The sequence below is a fragment of the Microbulbifer agarilyticus genome, assembly GCF_020171345.1.
Taxonomy (GTDB): domain Bacteria; phylum Pseudomonadota; class Gammaproteobacteria; order Pseudomonadales; family Cellvibrionaceae; genus Microbulbifer; species Microbulbifer agarilyticus_D.
This window is the reverse complement of the sequence record NZ_JAIUZM010000002.1, coordinates 268,181-285,323: the sequence shown is the minus strand read 5'-3', so window position 1 is coordinate 285,323 and position 17,143 is coordinate 268,181. Positions and strand designations below refer to the sequence as shown.

The following is a 17,143-nucleotide window of genomic DNA, read 5'->3' as shown; positions in this document are numbered from 1 at the left end:
GTTAGGGATAAAACAGAACAGTTTATGCTAGAAACTGCAGTCGAGTGCGTCCAACAACATGTGTGTAATCAGACCAATACCCAGCCAGCGCACTGGCTTCCAAGGTAAAAACATCATCGCACCATACACAGAAATCGGCAGTAATTTATGCAGCGGATGGTAATTAATACTGCAACGGCCCGGGTCATAGATCGGCGTCGCCAGTAAATGATCGAGATCTACCAGATTCGCAGCCACCATAAACAACGCGGCCTTTTTCCATTCTTCGCGAAAGAAAAACCAGGCAATAGCGAGAGGAACAAGGAAGTGGAGAACAATATGAATGTAACTGAACATCAGTGCGGCATTAACTCTTCAGCAGAAATGGAGCCCAGTCCCTCTTCAATATCCTGGCGAATAGCAGTGCGCACGCGCTGCTCATCTTTTGCCGCGATCGCGTCGATCAAGTCTTGATGGCGATCTGGTAATTCCTGTACACCGAAGCGTTGGAATACCAAATGTTGTAAAGGTGCGGTCTGCAACCAGAGACTCTCGATCAATGACAAAATAATATGCGGATGCCCAAGGCGATATAGGGTGAAGTGGAACTCGAGGTTGGCGGCAACATACTCTTGTATGTCGTTTTTTGCCAGCGACTCGGTTACCCGATCGTCTAGACCTCTTAACGTTTCGAGCTCGGCATCTCCTACCTGCGGTAGCGCCTGGGCCGCGGCCTGGCACTCGAGCGCCACCCGGGCAGCACAAATTTCGTCCAACTTTTCCCGCGTCATGCTAGGTACGGTCACGCGGCGGGTATCGGAAAGCTCCAGCGCCCGCTCCGAGGTAAGCCGGCGCAGGGCCTCGCGCACGGGCATTGGGCTGCAGTCGAGCTCGGCAGCCAAGCCGCGAATCGTGATGGGATTACCGGGTAAAAACTGCCCCCGGAGAATCGCATCGCGCACCTGATAGTACACCCGCTCCTGGGTGGTCCGGAACTCTTCCTGCGGCTGAGTAAATTCGGCGTCTTTCACTGGTCTTCCACTGCTCTTCCACTTACTTAGTGGCGCGGTTGCGAGGTTGCTCCCTCAGCTATACCTCACGCGGACATTGCCAGACGGTGAGGCTCTTCATCACTGCCAACCTCGATAAGCTCGTTGGCAATGGCGCCAGTTTGCCACATTTCGAAGAAATCCTCCGCAACCCGCTTGCCGGCCTCGGTCACCGCATTCCAGTACTTGAGGCGCTCTTCCGTGGAGAGTTTGACGAAGTCATCGCGATCCGGGATTTTCCCATAAGGTAATTTGGCTACCCACGACGGCGATGGTGCCACCAGAATTACATTATCCATGGCACCGCCACGCACCCAGCGCCACCGCAGGCTCTTGTCGAACCAGCCCGGGACCATATACGGGAAGAAATGGGGGTACAGCACCAACCCTTCCGGATGCTCAAAGCCAAGATCAAAGTGATAATCGGTAATACCGCCGTCGCGATAGTTACCCGCAGGCGCCCCGGAGGGAGTCGGCACGCCGGCCATCACCAGAGGGATGGAGCCGCTGGCCAGCACCGCCGGGCAGACGTTCTCCGGGTTCAGCGGCGTGTTGACCGTACTCAGGTTGCGGAAGCCCACTGCCGGCGCATCACCGGCATGGAACACCACCCGATCCCAGAACGCCTGCAAGCTGTGGCGACTGACCGCGTTGGCCAGTGCCGATGCGAACAAGGCTGGCGCCAGAAGGGCCTTCTTTTCACTGGCGAGCGGCCCACGCCCGCGCACCGTCACAAAGTGGCTGCGCCAGACCGGGTTGTTGGCAACGTGCTCGGCCCCCAGCTCTCCCAACACCCGTAACAGGATCTCTTCCCCTTTTGCGGTAATTTCCGCGGGCGTCGGGCGCTCACTGGCATAGGTCTGGTTGACATAGCCGTGCTCCAGAACCTCCAGCGCCTCCATGGGGTTGGCGGTGGCATAGCACATGTTACGGAAGCTGCCGATGGAAGAGCCCAGCGTGGCAATCGGCGTACTCCGGTCGCGGAAAAACTCACCGATCAATACCCGATCAAGCTGACTGATCGACAACCACTTCGGGCCGCCGGAGGCGCCTACCAAAGTGGAAACCATGCCCTGGTTCAAGCCTTCATCGCGCACTCGACGAGTGGCATTGGCGCCGGCAAGTACGACACAGCTGCGGGATTTGTTCGGGTTGGCCATCTTTAGCTCTCTTCTATTACTACGAAAGCCGGGAGTGGTTACCACTCTCCGGTATTTTCCATGGAAGCCCAGGGCTCCTGTGGTGGCAGGGAGTCACCTTTCTGCAACAGCTCAATGGAAATATTGTCTGGGGAACGTACAAACGCCATGTGGCCGTCGCGAGGCGGGCGATTGATCGTCACCCCCAACTCCATCAGGCGCTGACACGTCTCATAGATGTTGTCCACGCGGTAAGCCAGATGTCCAAAATTGCGGCCACCGGTATAGGTCTCCGGGTCCCAGTTGTAGGTCAATTCGAGGCACGGCCGCTTGTCCGCGTCGGCACTGCCTCTGTCCCCAGGGGCCGCGAGGAAAATCAGCGAGAAGCGCCCTTTCTCATAATCGCTACGGCTGACCTGATACAGTCCAAGCTTGTCGCAATAAAACTCCAGCGACTTTTCCAGATCGGTGACACGCACCATTGTGTGCAAATATTCCACTGCAACGCCTCCTTTGCGGGATTACAATCCCGATACGTCCATTGGATGACAATCTAATCATCCCCAACAAAGTTACCAGAACGAAATGTATCAAAAATACTATCGACATTTTTTACAGGGGGCTCAAAAAGCCTCCTCTGCAGGCTGCGACTTACCAGTTCTACATATGGCTTGCCACTCCCACCACTACTGGGCCGACGTGACCCTGGATGCGGTCAACGAATACTGGAACGACGCCGCCGCAATGGCGGACCAGAAATGGGACAAGATCTTTGGCGAGAAGATTCCCGCCTTCCAGCGGGGTATAGCAAGCGCTGTGAACCTGCCAGCCCCAGAGCAGGTTGCCCTGGCCCCGAACACCCACGAGCTGGTCTACCGCCTGCTGAGTGCCTTCGACCTGAGCCAGCCACTGCACATCCTGACCACCGATGGCGAATTCTACAGCTTTGCCCGCCAGTTGTTGCGGCTTGAAGAATTGCCGAATGTCCAGGTCACCCGCGTCCCCACCCAGCCTTACGCAACGCTCGCAAACAGGTTTGAGCAGGAGCTGCAATCCGGCCGCTACCAGCTGGCCTACGCCAGCCAGGTATTTTTCGATTCCGGGGTCGCGTTTCCGGAGCTGCTGGCTCTGGCGGAACGCAAGCCAGAAGCCACGCACATGGTCATTGATGGCTACCACGGGTTCTATGCCCGCCCCACCGATCTCGGCAAGGTGGCCGACAAGGTGTTCTATACCGCAGGCTCATACAAGTATCTGGGTGCCGGGGAAGGCATGTGCTTTATGACCATCCCGCGCGGCTGCCAGTTGCGGCCGCTGTATACCGGCTGGTTTGCGGAGATGGCGGAGCTGGAGAATCGCGGCGAAGGCGTAGGATTTGGCAACGACTGGCTGCGCTTTGCCGGCTCTACCATCGATTTCTCTCCGCTTTACAAGGCCCTGGCGGTACTGGAGCTTCACCAGCAGGAAGGTATTTCGGTGGATAGCATCCACCGCTATGTACTGAACAATCAGCGGCGCTTCCTCGCCACGATGGATGCCGCAGATCACCCGATCCTGAACCGCGAGAACCTGATCGCGCACGATTTGGAAAGGGGTCACGGCCACTTCTTCACATTCCGCTGTGGTAGCGCCGAAGGCGCCGAGCAGTTGCAGGCAACGCTGCGCGAGAAAAATGTGCTCTGCGATCGACGCCAGCAACTGCTGCGCCTGGGCTTTGCGCTCTACCACCCGGAAGAAGAAAGCTTCGCGCGCCTATTCACCTGATGTTCAGTTAGCTGACACGATAATAGCCATCATTACGATGTAACTTTAGCCACAGTAACTCGGTCAGTAATCACTCGGTCAGCAGTCACTCCGGCAAGAAAAAGGATTCGCTATGCACAACACTCTTTCCAACACGCGCGCATTTACCCGACGCAATTCGATAAAACTGTTATCCGCGGGCCTCATCGCGGGTATCGCCATTTTTGCCAGCGGTTGCGGCAGCGATTCCGGCAACCGCCCCACCGGTACTCTCGTTTCCATTTCAGCACAGGGGGAAGCCAGCCAGGTTCCGGATATCGCTACGATTTCTGCTGGCGTGGTCACCGAGGCTGACGACAGCAAAGCGGCCATGCAGGCCAATGCTCAACAGATGGAACAGGTGATGCAGGCAATTAAAGAGGCAGGCATCGACAACAAGGATGTGCAGACCAGCGGCATCAGTCTGATGCCCCGCTACGATTACCAACCCAACCGCGAACGCAAAATCGTCGCCTACCAGGCGCGTAACAGCGTCAGCATCACCGTGCGTGAGCTGGATGACCTGAGTGGAGTGATCGATGCGCTGACTGCGGAAGGGGCAAATCAAATCCACGGCCCGAGCTTCTCCATTGATGACCCGGAGCCACTGCGAGCAGAAGCGCGCGAGAAAGCCTTAAAAATGGCGCAGACGCGCGCAGAAGCCTATGCGGAATCTCTGGGAACCAAGGTGCGCCGGATTGTCAGTATTGCGGAAGGCAGCCACGGCGGCATGCCGCGACCAATGATGCGCGCCGAGGCAGCAATGGCGGATAGTGCCAGCACTCCCGTGGCGCCGGGCGAAACTTCGGTTTCAGTAAACCTGGAACTGGTATTTGAACTGGCGAAGTAGACTAACTATATGGCCGCACTACTACTCTGCGGCCGATGAGAAGTTGGCTGCACCCGCTGGCGCCAACGCCAAGTATCCACTACGAAGTGCTTTTCTACGTAATGACGAGGCAAACTATTCAGGCTGTTTGTAAACCTCGCCAGCTTTCATCACAAACTGCACCCGTTCCAGGGTGGTAATGTCTTCCAGCGGGTTGCCGACGACCGCAATCATGTCCGCCCACTTGCCAGGCGCAATGCTGCCCAGTTCATCTTCGGCCTGCAGCAACTGCGCTGCATTCCAGGTCGCCGAGCGGATCGCGTCCGCCGGGCTCATGCCGCCCTCCACCATCAGGGCAAACTCTTTCGCATTATCGCCGTGACGGCTCACCCCGGTGTCGGTACCGTAAGCAATCTTCACACCTTTCTTGTGTGCGCGACTAAACGTATCTTGAATCAGCGGACCGATTTTTGCCGCCTTGGTGCGCACCATTTCCGGGAAGAAGCCTTCGATCGCCGCCTTCTCGGTTACCCAGTCACCGGCAAGCAAGGTCGGCACATACCAGGTGCCGTTTTTCACCATGAGCTTCATGGTTTCGTCGTCCATGTAGGTACCGTGTTCGATGGAGTCCACCCCGGCGCGAATGGCTCGCTCCATGCCCTCCTTACCGTGGGCGTGAACCGCCACGGTAAACCCGTAGTCTTTAGCGGTTTGCACCACCGCTTCCAGCTCATCCTGCATAAATTGCGGGTTCTGGCCGCTCTTGGCCACACTCAAGACACCGCCCGTGGCGGTAATCTTGATCAGGTCGGCGCCGTCTTTGTAGCGCTGACGCACCGCTTCGCGGGCGCTGGCAACACCATTCACTACGCCCTCGGCAGGCCCCGGACTACCCATCAGTCGATGGTTATGACCATTGGTTGGGTCGGCGTGCCCACCGGTAGTGGCAATGGACTTGCCGGCGGTGTAAACCCGCGGGCCAATGATGTCGCCGCGATTGATGGCGTTGCGCAGGCTCACTGTGACGTTACCGCTATCTCCGAGATCCCGCACGGTGGTAAAGCCGGCCTTCAAGGTGCGCTCCGCGGTGTTTACCGAGCGCAGCGTGTAGTCTGCCGGGTTCCAGGTAAAGGCTTCGGTGTAGGTGCGGGGGCCGAATTCGTAGGAAAGATGGGTATGCATATCCATCAAGCCGGGCAACACCGAGTAGGCACTCAGGTCGATCACCCGCTCCCCTTCGCGCTGGTGAAAACCGCGTTCGACGGACTCTACTTTGCCGTCATCAATGTGAATGGTGCGTTTTTCCATCAGCCGGCCCGTTTCACTGTCGAACAACCAGCCCGCATGTACGGCGATTTTCTCCGCCTGAGCAAGGGTCGAAAGGGTGAGCAGGGTCAAACCAAGCAAACCGCTAATAAAACGCTTTGCCGACAGAATTGTGTGCTTCAGAGTGATCATGTTAATCCCGGAAACTTCGGGGTCGATGCTGCCACGCCCCGGATTTATTGGTTTTCAACGGGGTAGTTACCTACCCAATCCCGCAATTTAACGTATTTTGACGCCATAAAAAAAGCCCGGTGTGGCAAACACCGGGCTTTTGTATGGGAGGCGCGTCTGGGACCAGACGTCGCGCCGGCCACCGGTCACTGCTCTGTAGGCAGCACCTGCACCGGCCCCAGGTCCAGCGCTTCGATATCCTCCTTGATCTTGTCGAGGTCGCCAACAATTACCCAGGTAAACTGATCAGGCGCCAGATTGTCCTTGGCTGCTCGCACCACCTGCTCCTTGGTCAAGGAGCTGACACGCTGCGGGTAGTCCGCAATGTACTCTGGCGGCAAGCCTTTCTCGATCTGCCAGGCAATACTGGAAAGCAGCTGCCCTTTGGTCTGAAAACGCGCACTCTGCTTCAGGACCTCATCATCTTTGTAGTCATTCAACTCATTGTCTTCAATGGGGCGATCATTCAGGTATGCGTTGTATTCCTTCAAAATTTCTTGCATCGCCGCGGCGGTTTTATCCGTCTGTACCGGCGCAATGACGATATATGGGCGCTGCCCTTCCGCATCCATGGACACTGCGCGCGCACCGTAGGACCAATTTTTATCTTCGCGCAGGTTCATATTGATACGGGAAGTAAATTTACCGGCAACCGCGGTCGCCATTGCATCGAACGCTTCCGCCCCTTCCGGCTGCCAGGGCGGCATCAGCAGGCCCGCCATCACATAGCTTTGCTCCGCACCCGGGCGATCCAGCAGGAATATACGGGTACTTTCCGGGCGCTCGACGCTAGCAATATCCAATTCCGGCAGCGGCTCTTTTGGCGCACGCCATTTACCCAGAGTGTCGTTGAGCAGCTTTTCGATTTCCTTCCTATCCACATCACCCACCACTGTCAGCTGCGCATTATCGGGACGTAGCCAGGTATCGTGATAATTCACCAAATCATCGCGGGTAATGGAGGAGACAGCCTTCGGCGTGCCGGAGCCCGTGAGCGGAGCGCTGTAGGGGTGGTTCTCACCGTACAGAAGCGGCGGCAGTTTGCGCATCGCCAGCCCCTGGGGCTGCGCCTCTTCCTGGCGAATTGAATCGAGCCAGTTGGATTTGACCCGGGTTAAGTCTTCCTCTGGAAACTTGGGGGCGGTAATGACATCGCGAAACAATTCAAGGGATGGCTTTAGCTGCGACTTCAAGGCACTGAAACTGATGGTGTTGTAATCCAGCCCGCTACCCGTGCCGATACTCGCCCCCAGCTCTTCCTGACGGGCGCTGAAACCGAGGCTATCGTAATCCCCTGCCCCCTCACTCAGCATGCGCGCCACCACAGATGCGAGACCCGGTTTGTCACTATCTACAGAAGCGCCGCCACGATACTGCAGTTTCATAAATACCGCCGGCGTGTCGTGACGCTCTGCCAATACAACTTTAAGCCCATTCTTCAGGGTAAATTCTTGCTGCTTGGGCAGTTCCAGTTCGACATTTTTGTCGATGGTGGGCAGTTGTGAGCGGTCGACATCGTGCTCAGACGCCTGGTACTTATCCTCAGGGGAAATAACCAGTGTGAAGTGCTCAGGCTTCAACCATTGCTGTGCAGCGTCCTGAACGTCGCTCACCGACACTTTGGCGTAATCGTCCAGCCCATTGATGAGTGCAGCGGGGTCACCATAGTAAAATTCTGAACGCGCCAGGATATCGGTTTTACCACCGAAGCCACCGATCTTTTCCAATCCTTTGACGACCGAAGCGAACTGGCTCTGTTTGATGCGGCGCAACTCATCCGCACTGACGCCATTGTCGGCGAACTGCCGCAACTCCTCGTTCAACAGCTTTTCCACTTTCTCAACCGATTGTCCGGGTTTTACATCCACGGTAATAATGAACTGACCTGCAAGCTGACGCCCGTAGTAATAGGCACTCACACTGGTGGCCACCTGCTCATCCCGCACCAGGCGGCGGTACAGCAGTGAGTTCTTGCGATTGGCCAGTAATGAGGTCATCAGGTCGAGCGCATCTTCATCGACGCTGCCAATGGCCGGCACATTCCAGACCTTGTAAATCCGGGTTTGTGGTACCCGGTCGGTCATTTCCTTGCGTTTGTTGACCTGCGAGGGAAGTTCCCAGTGTTTTATTTCCGGCGGCACCGAAGTACTGGGAATATTCCCAAAGTACTTGCGCGCCATATCCATGGCTTGCGGCACGGTGATATCGCCGGCAATCACCAGAATCGCATTGGCGGGCTGGTAATATTCGGAGAACCACTGTTTCACGTCTTCCAGACTGGCGTTGTCCAGATCCTCCATGGAACCAATGGTGCTCCACGAATAGGGGTGATCGGACGGAAACGTGCTGGCAGCGATGACATCAAACGCTTTCCCGTAGGGTACGTTTTCTCCCTGACGCTTCTCGTTCTTGACCACGCCTCGCTGCTCATCGAGCTTTTCCTGACTGATCGCGCCCTTAAAGTGCCCCATGCGATCGGACTCCATCCACATCGCCATATCCAGGGCACCGACAGGAACCGTTTCAAAGTAGTTAGTGCGATCGTTATTAGTGGTGCCATTCATATCGGTGGCACCGGAGCGCTGGAAGGGTTCGAAGTACTCGCCCGGATAGTTTTCCGAACCGTTGAACATCAGGTGCTCGAACAAGTGGGCAAAGCCGGTTTTACCGGGGCTCTCATCTTTCGACCCGACCTTGTACCAGATATTCAGGGCCACCACGGGCGCCTTCTGATCCTCGTGCACAATTACGGTCAGGCCGTTATCCAGGACCTCCTTGTGGAAAGGCAGATCAATCTCGGGGGCCTCCACATAGGCTTCGTTGCCGGTGGCAGCGGCTTTACTACTGGCGGCCGCTTTTTTATCGACCTGAAATGCCTTGTGTACCGTCTCCTGGCTATCCTCCTCGGAGTTTTGTCTATCGCATCCGGCCACAAACCAAAGGTGTACGGCGATGAGGAGCGGCAAAATCACACGGGAAAATCGCATACGCATGGTCAATTGTCCTGGCTCTGTCACTTGCCTGTTCACGTGATGAACGGACACTGATTTTTTGAGAAGGCGTAACGGGCGGGAGAGAGGGTTGAGATTCGCGATACGAATCACGCAGCGTGCATGACAGCCGCAAGGCCCGCGCGATTATCAGTGTAGGCAAAAAAGCGGGCGCCGTAGCGCCCGAAGAATACCTCACAGAGAGACGATAGGTTCGCCAGAGGAATTAGGATGAGCCGGGCGCTTGCGCCCGGAAAGAGAATTAAGCAGCAGCGGAATCTGAATTGTTTAAAGCGTCTTCGTGACCGAAGCGCTCCTCGGCAACACGGTCTGCTATGTGCGCCGTGGTTTCGCCAGACTCTTCGGCACGCTCAAAGACTTCGTGCATAGTGGTGGCAATAGTCTCGATATGCGCTTTCACCTGGTCAGCGTCATACTCGCCCTTCGCCTGTCCCATTTGCTGGTAATACACATCGATGATGCCACCGGCATTAATCACATAATCCGGGGTGTAAAGAATTCCGCGCTCTTTCAACACCTGCGCGTGCCGCTCTTCCGCCAGCTGGTTGTTGGCCGCGCCAGCAATAGCGCCAACCTTGAGCCGCTCGATGGTCTTGTCGTTCAAAATCGCCCCCAGGGCACAGGGTGCAAACATGTCCACATCCAGATCGAAAATCTCATCCGCGCCGACCGCGGTCGCGCCAAGCTCAGTTACCGCGCGATCAATGTTTTCCTGGAAGATATCGGTCACGAACAGCTCGGCACCGGCGTCTTTCAACAGCTTGGCCAGGCGGAAGCCCACATTACCTACGCCCTGAATGGACACCTTCATGCCATTCAGGTCTTCGCGCCCCCAGCGGTGTTGTGCCGCAGCCTTCAGACCGACAAATACGCCGTATGCGGTAGAGGGAGAAGGATCGCCACCGTGCTCCTGCCCGGCAATCACGCCGGAAACAAATTCGCTGCGCTCACCAATAATCTTCATATCGGCGACGCTGGTACCACTATCTTCCGCGGTAATGTAGCGGCCACCGAGTGTGTTCAGGAAGTCACCCATGGCGTGCAGCAGCTCCGGAGTCTTCTGCTTGCGCGGATCGCCGATAATCACGGACTTACCGCCACCGAGCTTGAGGCCAGACATGGCAGATTTGTAGGTCATACCGCGGGAAAGGCGCAGGACATCGTTCAGGGCCTCTGCATCGTCTGCGTAAGGCCACATGCGGCAACCGCCCAGAGCCGGGCCAAGGTTGGTGTTATGTACTGCAATAATTGCCTTCAGGCCGCTTTTGGCGTCGTGGTAGAAAGCAACTTCTTCATGGTTATCGTAGGCAGGGTGGGAAAAAACACTCATTTTCTTGCCTCTCCGGAGGTCGGATGTTCCACGGCGCCAGACACGGCCGATTTTGTCAGCTCAGTCCGCAACCGCGATTTATTGTAAGTCCCTTAGAATATATCCAGCAGGTGCAGATTTTCATTGCAATCTTTGCCAATCAAGACCATTCAGTATCACACCCATCACCAAATGCATCGATTTTTAGGATAGATCATTCACCAGCAACTCAAAGCCGCTGATGGTCACCAATTCATCGACTTTCATGAGCAAATTAGACGTTGTTCGCCATAGCGTAACTGGCCTGAAAAGCATCGTCTGGTAGAATCCGCGCCCTACACTCCTTGCAGTCGATTTACCGAGATTTACAGAGACCTGGTTATGCTCAACGCCGATGCCCTCAAACAGCTGTCCCAGCTGAAGTCCGATATCCGATCCACCAAGGAATTTGCCGAAGGCCGCGTACGCGGCGCCAATGGTAAATTCGGCTTTGTGGTACTGGATGACGGGCGCGAGGCCTTCCTGCCCCCGGCCGAAATGGATCGGGTTTTCCCTGGCGACCGCGTCAAGGTGAGCCTGACCGAAGAAGATAAAGGCAAGCTGTCCGCAGAGCTGGATAGCCTGATCTCCACGGAATTGAAGTATCTGGTGGGTCAATACGTGCAGCGAGGCCAGGGTCATTTTATCCAGCCCAGCGAGCACGGGTTTTCGCGCTGGATCTTCTTGCCCCCCAAAGGCCGCGGCAAGGCACAACCGGGGGAGTTCATCGCCTGTAGCATTTCCCGCCACCCGTTCAAAGACGGCAAGTCCCAGGCAAAGGTAGAAAGCGTGATCGGCAAGCCCGATATGGCCGGCATCGAACACGCATTTGTAGTCGCCCAGCACCGCCTGCCCAACGCCTTCAGCAAAGGTGCGCTCGAACAGGCAGAAGCCGTTCCCGCACAGCTGGAAAGCATCAGCACAGACCGTAAGGATCTTTCAGAACTCGGCTTTGTCACCATCGATTCTGAAAGCACCCGCGATATGGACGATGCCATCGCGATTACGAAAACCGACGCAGGCTGGACTCTGCACATCGCCGTAGCCGACCCTTCCAGCCTGATCGAAGCCGGCAGCCCCCTGGACAAAGACGCGCTTGCGCGGGCCAACAGTGTTTATCTCGCCGGTGAAACCCTGCCAATGCTGCCTGCGGGTTTGTGTGAGAACAGTTTCTCCCTGCTGGAGGGCCAGCTGCGCCCCGCTCTGGTGATGCATATCGCGGTATCGGAAGACGGCGCACTCAACGGCTTCGAGTACGAGTTTGCCGCGATCCGCTCCCAGCACAAGCTGAGCTATAACCAGGTTGCCCAGTACATCGATGGCGATGCCGCTGCGGTGCCAGAAACTCAGCACCAGGCCCTTAGTGAACTCAACGCCCTCAGCAAGGCGCGTGCGCAGTATCGCTCCGGCCATTCCCTGGTAATGGAAGATCGCCCGGACTACGACCTGATTCTGAATGAAAAGCGCAAGATCGAGCGCATCGAAAAGCAGGAGCGCACTTCTGCCCAGCGCATGGTTGAAGAAGCCATGCTGGCCGCGAATATTTCGGCGGGCGACAAACTCGCCGAACTCGGTGCCGGCTGCTTTTCCATCCACCTGGGTTTCCGCGACGAACGCATGACCGAGATCCGCGCCCTGCTGAAAGACGTCATGCCGGAGTACGCAGAGCAGGACCTCCACCAGCTCGACGTCTACCTCAATCTGGTAAAAACCCTGGAAGCCGATGAGGATGCCGAGAAGAAGAATACGCTGGCGGTACTCAAGCGCATGCTGCGCCCGGGCGAACTGTCTAGCAATGCCGCCGCGCACCTCGGCCTCGGCATTGCCCACTACGCCACCGTGACCTCGCCGATCCGCAAGTTCAACGACCTGCATAACCACCGGGTACTGCGTGCCGCCGCCGATCAGCAAACCCTGCCAACCCTGGCCGACGAACACGGTGAAGCCTTGCAGCAGAGTGTCACCACTGGCCGCCAGGCAGACCGCGCCCTGCAACAGTGGCTCTACTGCCAGTATCTGGAAAACAAAATCGACCAGACCTTTACTGGCAAAATCACCCTAGTCAACGGTGCGGGTATCGGCGTACGCCTGGACGACAACGGCGTCAATGGATTTGTGCGCTTTAACAGCAAAAAGAATCCGTTCGACTTCGATGGCAAGCGCCTGCGCATTACCCGCGGAGAAGAGCAGTTCCAGCTGGATCAGGAAGTGCGCATTAAAGTAAGCGCCGTGGATACCGATAAACGACGCATTGCGTTCGCGCTGGTTACAGAAACTGCCGCTAGCGAATAATTCTGCACCCGGCGTTTACACGCGGGATTGCACTACAAAAAGACTAAACCTCCAACCGCGGGCCACAAGCTCGCGGGTGCTTTCGGCCCCACCCACCGGCCGTATCCTCTGGCCACCTGCTCGCTTTGTATCAGGCGGTCTCACCACAAGGAAAACACATGTCGAGCATCGCTGAACTGAACCCAACGCCGCTGTGGAAACACTTCGCAAAGTTGTGCGAGATCCCACGCCCGTCCAAACATGAAGACCAGGTAGTGGCGTACATTGTCGATTTCGCAAAAGATCGCGGGCTCGACGTCAAGCTGGATCAGGTCGGCAACGTCATCCTGAAGAAACCCGCAACTCCGGGAATGGAGAATCGCAGAAGCCTGGCGATGCAGAGCCACGTAGACATGGTGCCGCAGAAAAATGCCGACACCGAGCACGATTTCCTGACCGACTCCATCAAACCCTATGTGGATGGTGAATGGGTAACCGCAGAAGGCACTACCCTCGGCGCCGATAACGGCATCGGCGTGGCCGCGATTCTGGCATTAATGGAATCTACCGATATTCCGCACCCGCCGCTGGAAGCCCTGCTGACCATCGACGAGGAAGCGGGCATGACCGGCGCGAAGCACTTGCAGCCAGGTCACTTTGAAGCGGACCTGTTGCTGAACCTCGACACCGAAGACGAAGGCGAGCTCTACGTGGGCTGTGCCGGCGGTGTCGATATCAATGTATCCCTGCCCTACACCGCAGACCCCCTGCCCACCGACCACCAGGCATTTAAACTGAGCGTACGCGGCCTGCGCGGCGGTCACTCCGGTCTGGACATCGACAAAGGACGCGGCAACGCCAACAAGATTGCCAACCGCATCATCGATGCCGCTCTGCAGCGAATTCCGGCACTGCGAATCGCCAGCCTCGATGGCGGCAGCCTGCGCAACGCCATTCCGCGCGAGTCGTTTTCCGTGATAACCGTGCCCGCGGAACAGTCGGCGCAGCTGCAGGAGATTTTCCAGCAGGCCACAGCAATCATCAAAGCGGAACTGGATAACGAAGCGAAACTGGATATCGCGCTGGAAGCCACCGATGCGCCGGCAAGTGTGATGGACACCGAAGCGCAGCTAAAGCTGATTCGCGCTATCCGCTGCTGCCCCAACGGCGTGGAGCGTATGAGTACCGCGCTGGAAGGCATTGCCGATACTTCCAACAACCTGGCGCGCGTCGTCACCGAAACCGAAAACGGCAACGCGCAAGTGCGTATCCAGTGCCTGGTGCGCAGCCTGTCGGACAGCGCACGGGATGCGCACGGCCTGAATGTGGCCGCAGCCTTCCAGTTGGCCGGCGCCAATGCCCTTCTGGAAAATGATTACCCTGGCTGGACACCCAATATGCAGTCGCCGCTGCTGGCACTAATGAAGGATGTCTACAAGGAGATGGAAGGCAGCGAGCCGGAGGTGAAAGTGATCCATGCCGGTCTAGAGTGCGGCCTGCTGGCCAAGCCGTACCCCAACTGGGATATGGTTTCTTTCGGCCCCACCATTCGTCGCGCGCATTCTCCGGAAGAGCGCGTGCATATCCAGAGTGTGGCGAATTTCTGGGATTATTTTGTGAAGGTTGTTGGGGCAATTCCCAGCAACTAAACAGGACATCTTGTGCAAAAAAGCCCGGCTTCAACCCCGGGCTTTTTTGTATTCCCTAACCAGGCGAGGGACAATAGCGCAAGCTACTTCCCGCAATATCAAAAATAATCAGGAGCTTTCTATGGCACAGTACGAGTGGTTGCTTTTTGACCTGGATGGCACACTGAGTGATCCGGCGGAAGGCTTTGTAAACTGCATGAATCACGCATTGGTATTCCACGATCAGGCACCGAGATCTACAAAAGAGTTGACATCCTATATTGGCCCGCCATTGGAACACACCGTCAGTGAACTCACGGGTAGTGCCGATCATGCCTTCGTACGCTCCATGGTGGACAAATACCGAGAGCGCTATGGCGACACCGGCTACGCAGAAAACACCCTCTACCCGGGGATTCAGCAAATGCTTGAGAGTCTGCGCGAGAACAAGAGCGTTCGCCTCGGCGTTTGCACGTCAAAACGCGCCGACTTTGCCACTCGTATTCTCGAGCAGTTCAACCTGTTGCCCTATTTTGAATTCGTCAGCGGTGGTGATGTGGGTATCGGGAAATGGCAGCAACTGGAAAAGCTGCTGGCGGAAAACACCATTAGCCGCAACACACTGATGATCGGCGACCGTCACTTTGACCTGAACGCCGCGCACAAAAATCAGCTGAAGTCCGCGGGCGTACTCTGGGGCTATGGCTCCCGCGAAGAGCTGCAAGAGCATCAACCGGCTTACCTATTTACGCACCCGCAAGAAATTGGCGAGCAGTTTTGCCAAGCCTAATCATTTGCCAAGCCTAGTCACCTGAGGCTGGTGACCAGCAATCCTGCTTTGGCCAGCGCATCTGCTGGCCCCTTTTTGGCGACTGACGCATAATGCCCGGCCGCTTTAAGCATACTGATTAAAATACAGCGAACGGCCTGATTTATGTGGTTTAAGAACCTGCGCGTCTACCGCCTCACCCGAGATTTCACCCTGTCCGCGGAACAGCTCAACGAGATGCTGGAACCGGATACCTTTACCCCCTGCGGCAGTCAGGATATGGCGCGCTACGGCTGGGTGCCCCCGCTGGGGCGTCACGGTACCGAGTTGGTACACGCCGCCAATGGCTACCTGATGGTATGCGCCAAGAAGCAGGAAAAAGTGATCCCTGCGGCGGTGGTCAACGAGAAGATCGAAGAAATGGCGCTGGCCATTTCTGAAAAAGAGGCGCGCAGTGTGGGCCGCAAGGAGCGGCAGAACCTGAAGGATGAAGTGCTGCTGGAAATGCGACCAAAAGCCTTCGCCCGTTCGCGCCTGCAGTTTGCCTACATTGACCCCAAAGATAACTGGATCGTGGTCAACGCATCTTCCGCGAAAGCGGCGGAAGAGCTGCTGGAAAATCTGCGCGAAGCCATCAGCAGCCTGTCGGTGGTGCCGGTCGCCGCAAAGAATATCCCTCAGCAGTCCATGACCCACTGGCTGACTGCACCTGAAGCACCCACCAATTTCGAGTTTGGTCACGAGTGCGAGCTGCGCGACCCGCAGGAGTCCGGCAGTGTGATTCGCTGTAAAAACCAGGACCTGTGCGCGGAGGAGATCCATAACCATCTCGTCGCCGGCATGCAGGTGCACAAGCTGGGGCTGGTGTGGCGCGACGGTGTCGAGCTGATGGTGGACGATCAGCTGGCGATCAAACGCCTGAAATTCAGTGACGAGGTTACCGAAAAAGCGGACAACGTAGATGCGGATAATGCTGCTCAACGGTTCGACATTGAGTTCTCGGTTATGACCCTGGAAATCTCTGCACTACTGAAAGATTTGCTGGCCGCCTTTGGCGGGCTCAATACCGATACCGCCAGCGTGGACGAGATCGTTGCCCGCGCCAGTCACGAGGAACGCGACCGGCAAGTGAGCAGCGAAGTGGAAGAAGTCGTTTGATGACTGTTTAGTTTCGCGTGTGAAAATGCGCCAATCCCGGTCTAGGCTGAACAGGAAACCCTGTTTAACACCATCGGGATTGGCCTATGACCTTCCGTAAATTTTCCCTGTTTTCCCTGCTCACACTCACGATTACCGGGATGCTGACGCTCTGCGGCTGCGCCAACAACACCTCCTCTCAGCAGTCTGCCAATATGGCTCAGTACCAAACCTTCGGGTTTGTGCCGCAAAGCGGTACACCGAGCCGCGCCACCAGCCTCGCCCACAACGCAGTGTCGCAAGAATTGATGTCTCGCGGCATGATGCCGAGCGATAACCCGGATGTACTGGTCAATGTGCATGTGTTCGCCAACCGTCAGGTGAAAATGCCGAGAAATTCCAACCTCGGCTTTGCCGCCGCGCGCTATCCCTATCTTGAGGAGTATTACAACAACCTACCTCCCGGCTATCACGCCAACGTCAGCCAATACACCGAGGGTCACCTCACGGTAGACATACTGGATACCCGGCAAAAACGTGTGGTCTGGCGCGGCAAGGCTAACAAACCAGTTACACGCAGAGTACTCAACAACCCCACCCGCGCGATGGATCAGGCTGTGGGAGAGGCTTTCCGCAGCTTCCCATCGCCACGGCGCTAAGCGTACGGCGACTCAAAACGTACCCGCAAAAAAAATGGCCGCTAA

At 56.6% G+C, this 17,143-nt stretch carries 14 protein-coding genes; 7 read left to right on the top strand and 7 right to left on the bottom strand.

Features of this window, described 5'->3' with window-relative positions; all coding sequences use genetic code 11:
- Positions 1-27: 27 nt before the first annotated feature.
- The 4 genes from LCM31_RS08470 to LCM31_RS08455 all read right to left on the bottom strand — a co-directional run bounded on the left by LCM31_RS08470 (position 28) and on the right by LCM31_RS08455 (position 2,667).
- Positions 28-336 (bottom strand): DUF6122 family protein, encoded by a 309-nt coding sequence (locus tag LCM31_RS08470; RefSeq protein ID WP_224869128.1) that lies wholly within the window; start codon positions 334-336, stop codon positions 28-30.
- The gene (locus tag LCM31_RS16400; protein ID WP_222228930.1) at positions 336-1,010 is read right to left on the bottom strand and encodes a GntR family transcriptional regulator; all 675 of its coding nucleotides are present in this window, start codon (positions 1,008-1,010) and stop codon (positions 336-338) included. The genes LCM31_RS08470 and LCM31_RS16400 overlap by 1 nt, the downstream gene beginning before the upstream one ends.
- Before the next feature lie 65 nt (positions 1,011-1,075).
- Entirely contained in the window at positions 1,076-2,188 is a 1,113-nt protein-coding gene (locus LCM31_RS08460; RefSeq protein ID WP_224869126.1) for a hypothetical protein, read from the bottom strand.
- Between the two features lie 38 nt (positions 2,189-2,226).
- Positions 2,227-2,667, bottom strand: a complete 441-nt coding sequence (locus LCM31_RS08455; RefSeq protein WP_224869124.1) for a VOC family protein — start codon at positions 2,665-2,667, stop codon at positions 2,227-2,229.
- 166 nt (positions 2,668-2,833) lie between these two features.
- On the opposite strand from LCM31_RS08455, the gene LCM31_RS08450 reads away from it, so the two are divergent.
- Positions 2,834-3,931 (top strand): hypothetical protein, encoded by a 1,098-nt coding sequence (locus LCM31_RS08450; protein WP_224869122.1) that lies wholly within the window; start codon positions 2,834-2,836, stop codon positions 3,929-3,931.
- A gap of 112 nt (positions 3,932-4,043) precedes the next feature.
- Complete coding sequence (locus LCM31_RS08445) at positions 4,044-4,799, top strand: SIMPL domain-containing protein (protein ID WP_224869120.1); 756 nt, start codon at positions 4,044-4,046, stop codon at positions 4,797-4,799.
- A 114-nt stretch (positions 4,800-4,913) separates the two neighbouring features.
- Here the strand turns inward: LCM31_RS08445 and LCM31_RS08440 are convergent, their stop codons facing one another.
- From LCM31_RS08440 to LCM31_RS08430, 3 genes are all read right to left on the bottom strand, one after another.
- A complete protein-coding gene (locus LCM31_RS08440) occupies positions 4,914-6,236 on the bottom strand; it encodes a metal-dependent hydrolase family protein (protein ID WP_224869118.1) in 1,323 nt (440 codons plus the stop codon).
- Positions 6,237-6,421: 185 nt separating this feature from the next.
- On the bottom strand, positions 6,422-9,268 hold the full coding sequence (locus LCM31_RS08435; RefSeq protein WP_224869116.1) for a M16 family metallopeptidase: 2,847 nt from the start codon (positions 9,266-9,268) through the stop codon (positions 6,422-6,424).
- A 259-nt stretch (positions 9,269-9,527) separates the two neighbouring features.
- Entirely contained in the window at positions 9,528-10,616 is a 1,089-nt protein-coding gene (locus LCM31_RS08430; protein ID WP_224869114.1) for a Glu/Leu/Phe/Val dehydrogenase dimerization domain-containing protein, read from the bottom strand.
- Positions 10,617-10,976: 360 nt separating this feature from the next.
- Here LCM31_RS08430 and LCM31_RS08425 point away from each other — a divergent pair, with 360 nt between their 5' ends.
- The 5 genes from LCM31_RS08425 to LCM31_RS08405 all read left to right on the top strand — a co-directional run bounded on the left by LCM31_RS08425 (position 10,977) and on the right by LCM31_RS08405 (position 17,098).
- Positions 10,977-12,926 carry a VacB/RNase II family 3'-5' exoribonuclease gene (locus tag LCM31_RS08425; protein WP_224869113.1) on the top strand — a complete coding sequence of 650 codons (1,950 nt, stop codon included), beginning with the start codon at positions 10,977-10,979 and terminating at the stop codon, positions 12,924-12,926.
- A gap of 158 nt (positions 12,927-13,084) precedes the next feature.
- A complete protein-coding gene (locus LCM31_RS08420) occupies positions 13,085-14,554 on the top strand; it encodes an aminoacyl-histidine dipeptidase (RefSeq protein ID WP_224869111.1) in 1,470 nt (489 codons plus the stop codon).
- A 121-nt stretch (positions 14,555-14,675) separates the two neighbouring features.
- On the top strand, positions 14,676-15,323 hold the full coding sequence (locus LCM31_RS08415) for an HAD family hydrolase (RefSeq protein ID WP_224869109.1): 648 nt from the start codon (positions 14,676-14,678) through the stop codon (positions 15,321-15,323).
- A 144-nt stretch (positions 15,324-15,467) separates the two neighbouring features.
- Positions 15,468-16,460, top strand: coding sequence for a recombination-associated protein RdgC (gene rdgC, locus LCM31_RS08410; protein WP_224869107.1), 993 nt, complete (start codon positions 15,468-15,470; stop codon positions 16,458-16,460).
- Between the two features lie 86 nt (positions 16,461-16,546).
- The gene (locus LCM31_RS08405) at positions 16,547-17,098 is read left to right on the top strand and encodes a DUF4136 domain-containing protein (RefSeq protein WP_224869105.1); all 552 of its coding nucleotides are present in this window, start codon (positions 16,547-16,549) and stop codon (positions 17,096-17,098) included.
- Positions 17,099-17,143: the final 45 nt, after the last annotated feature.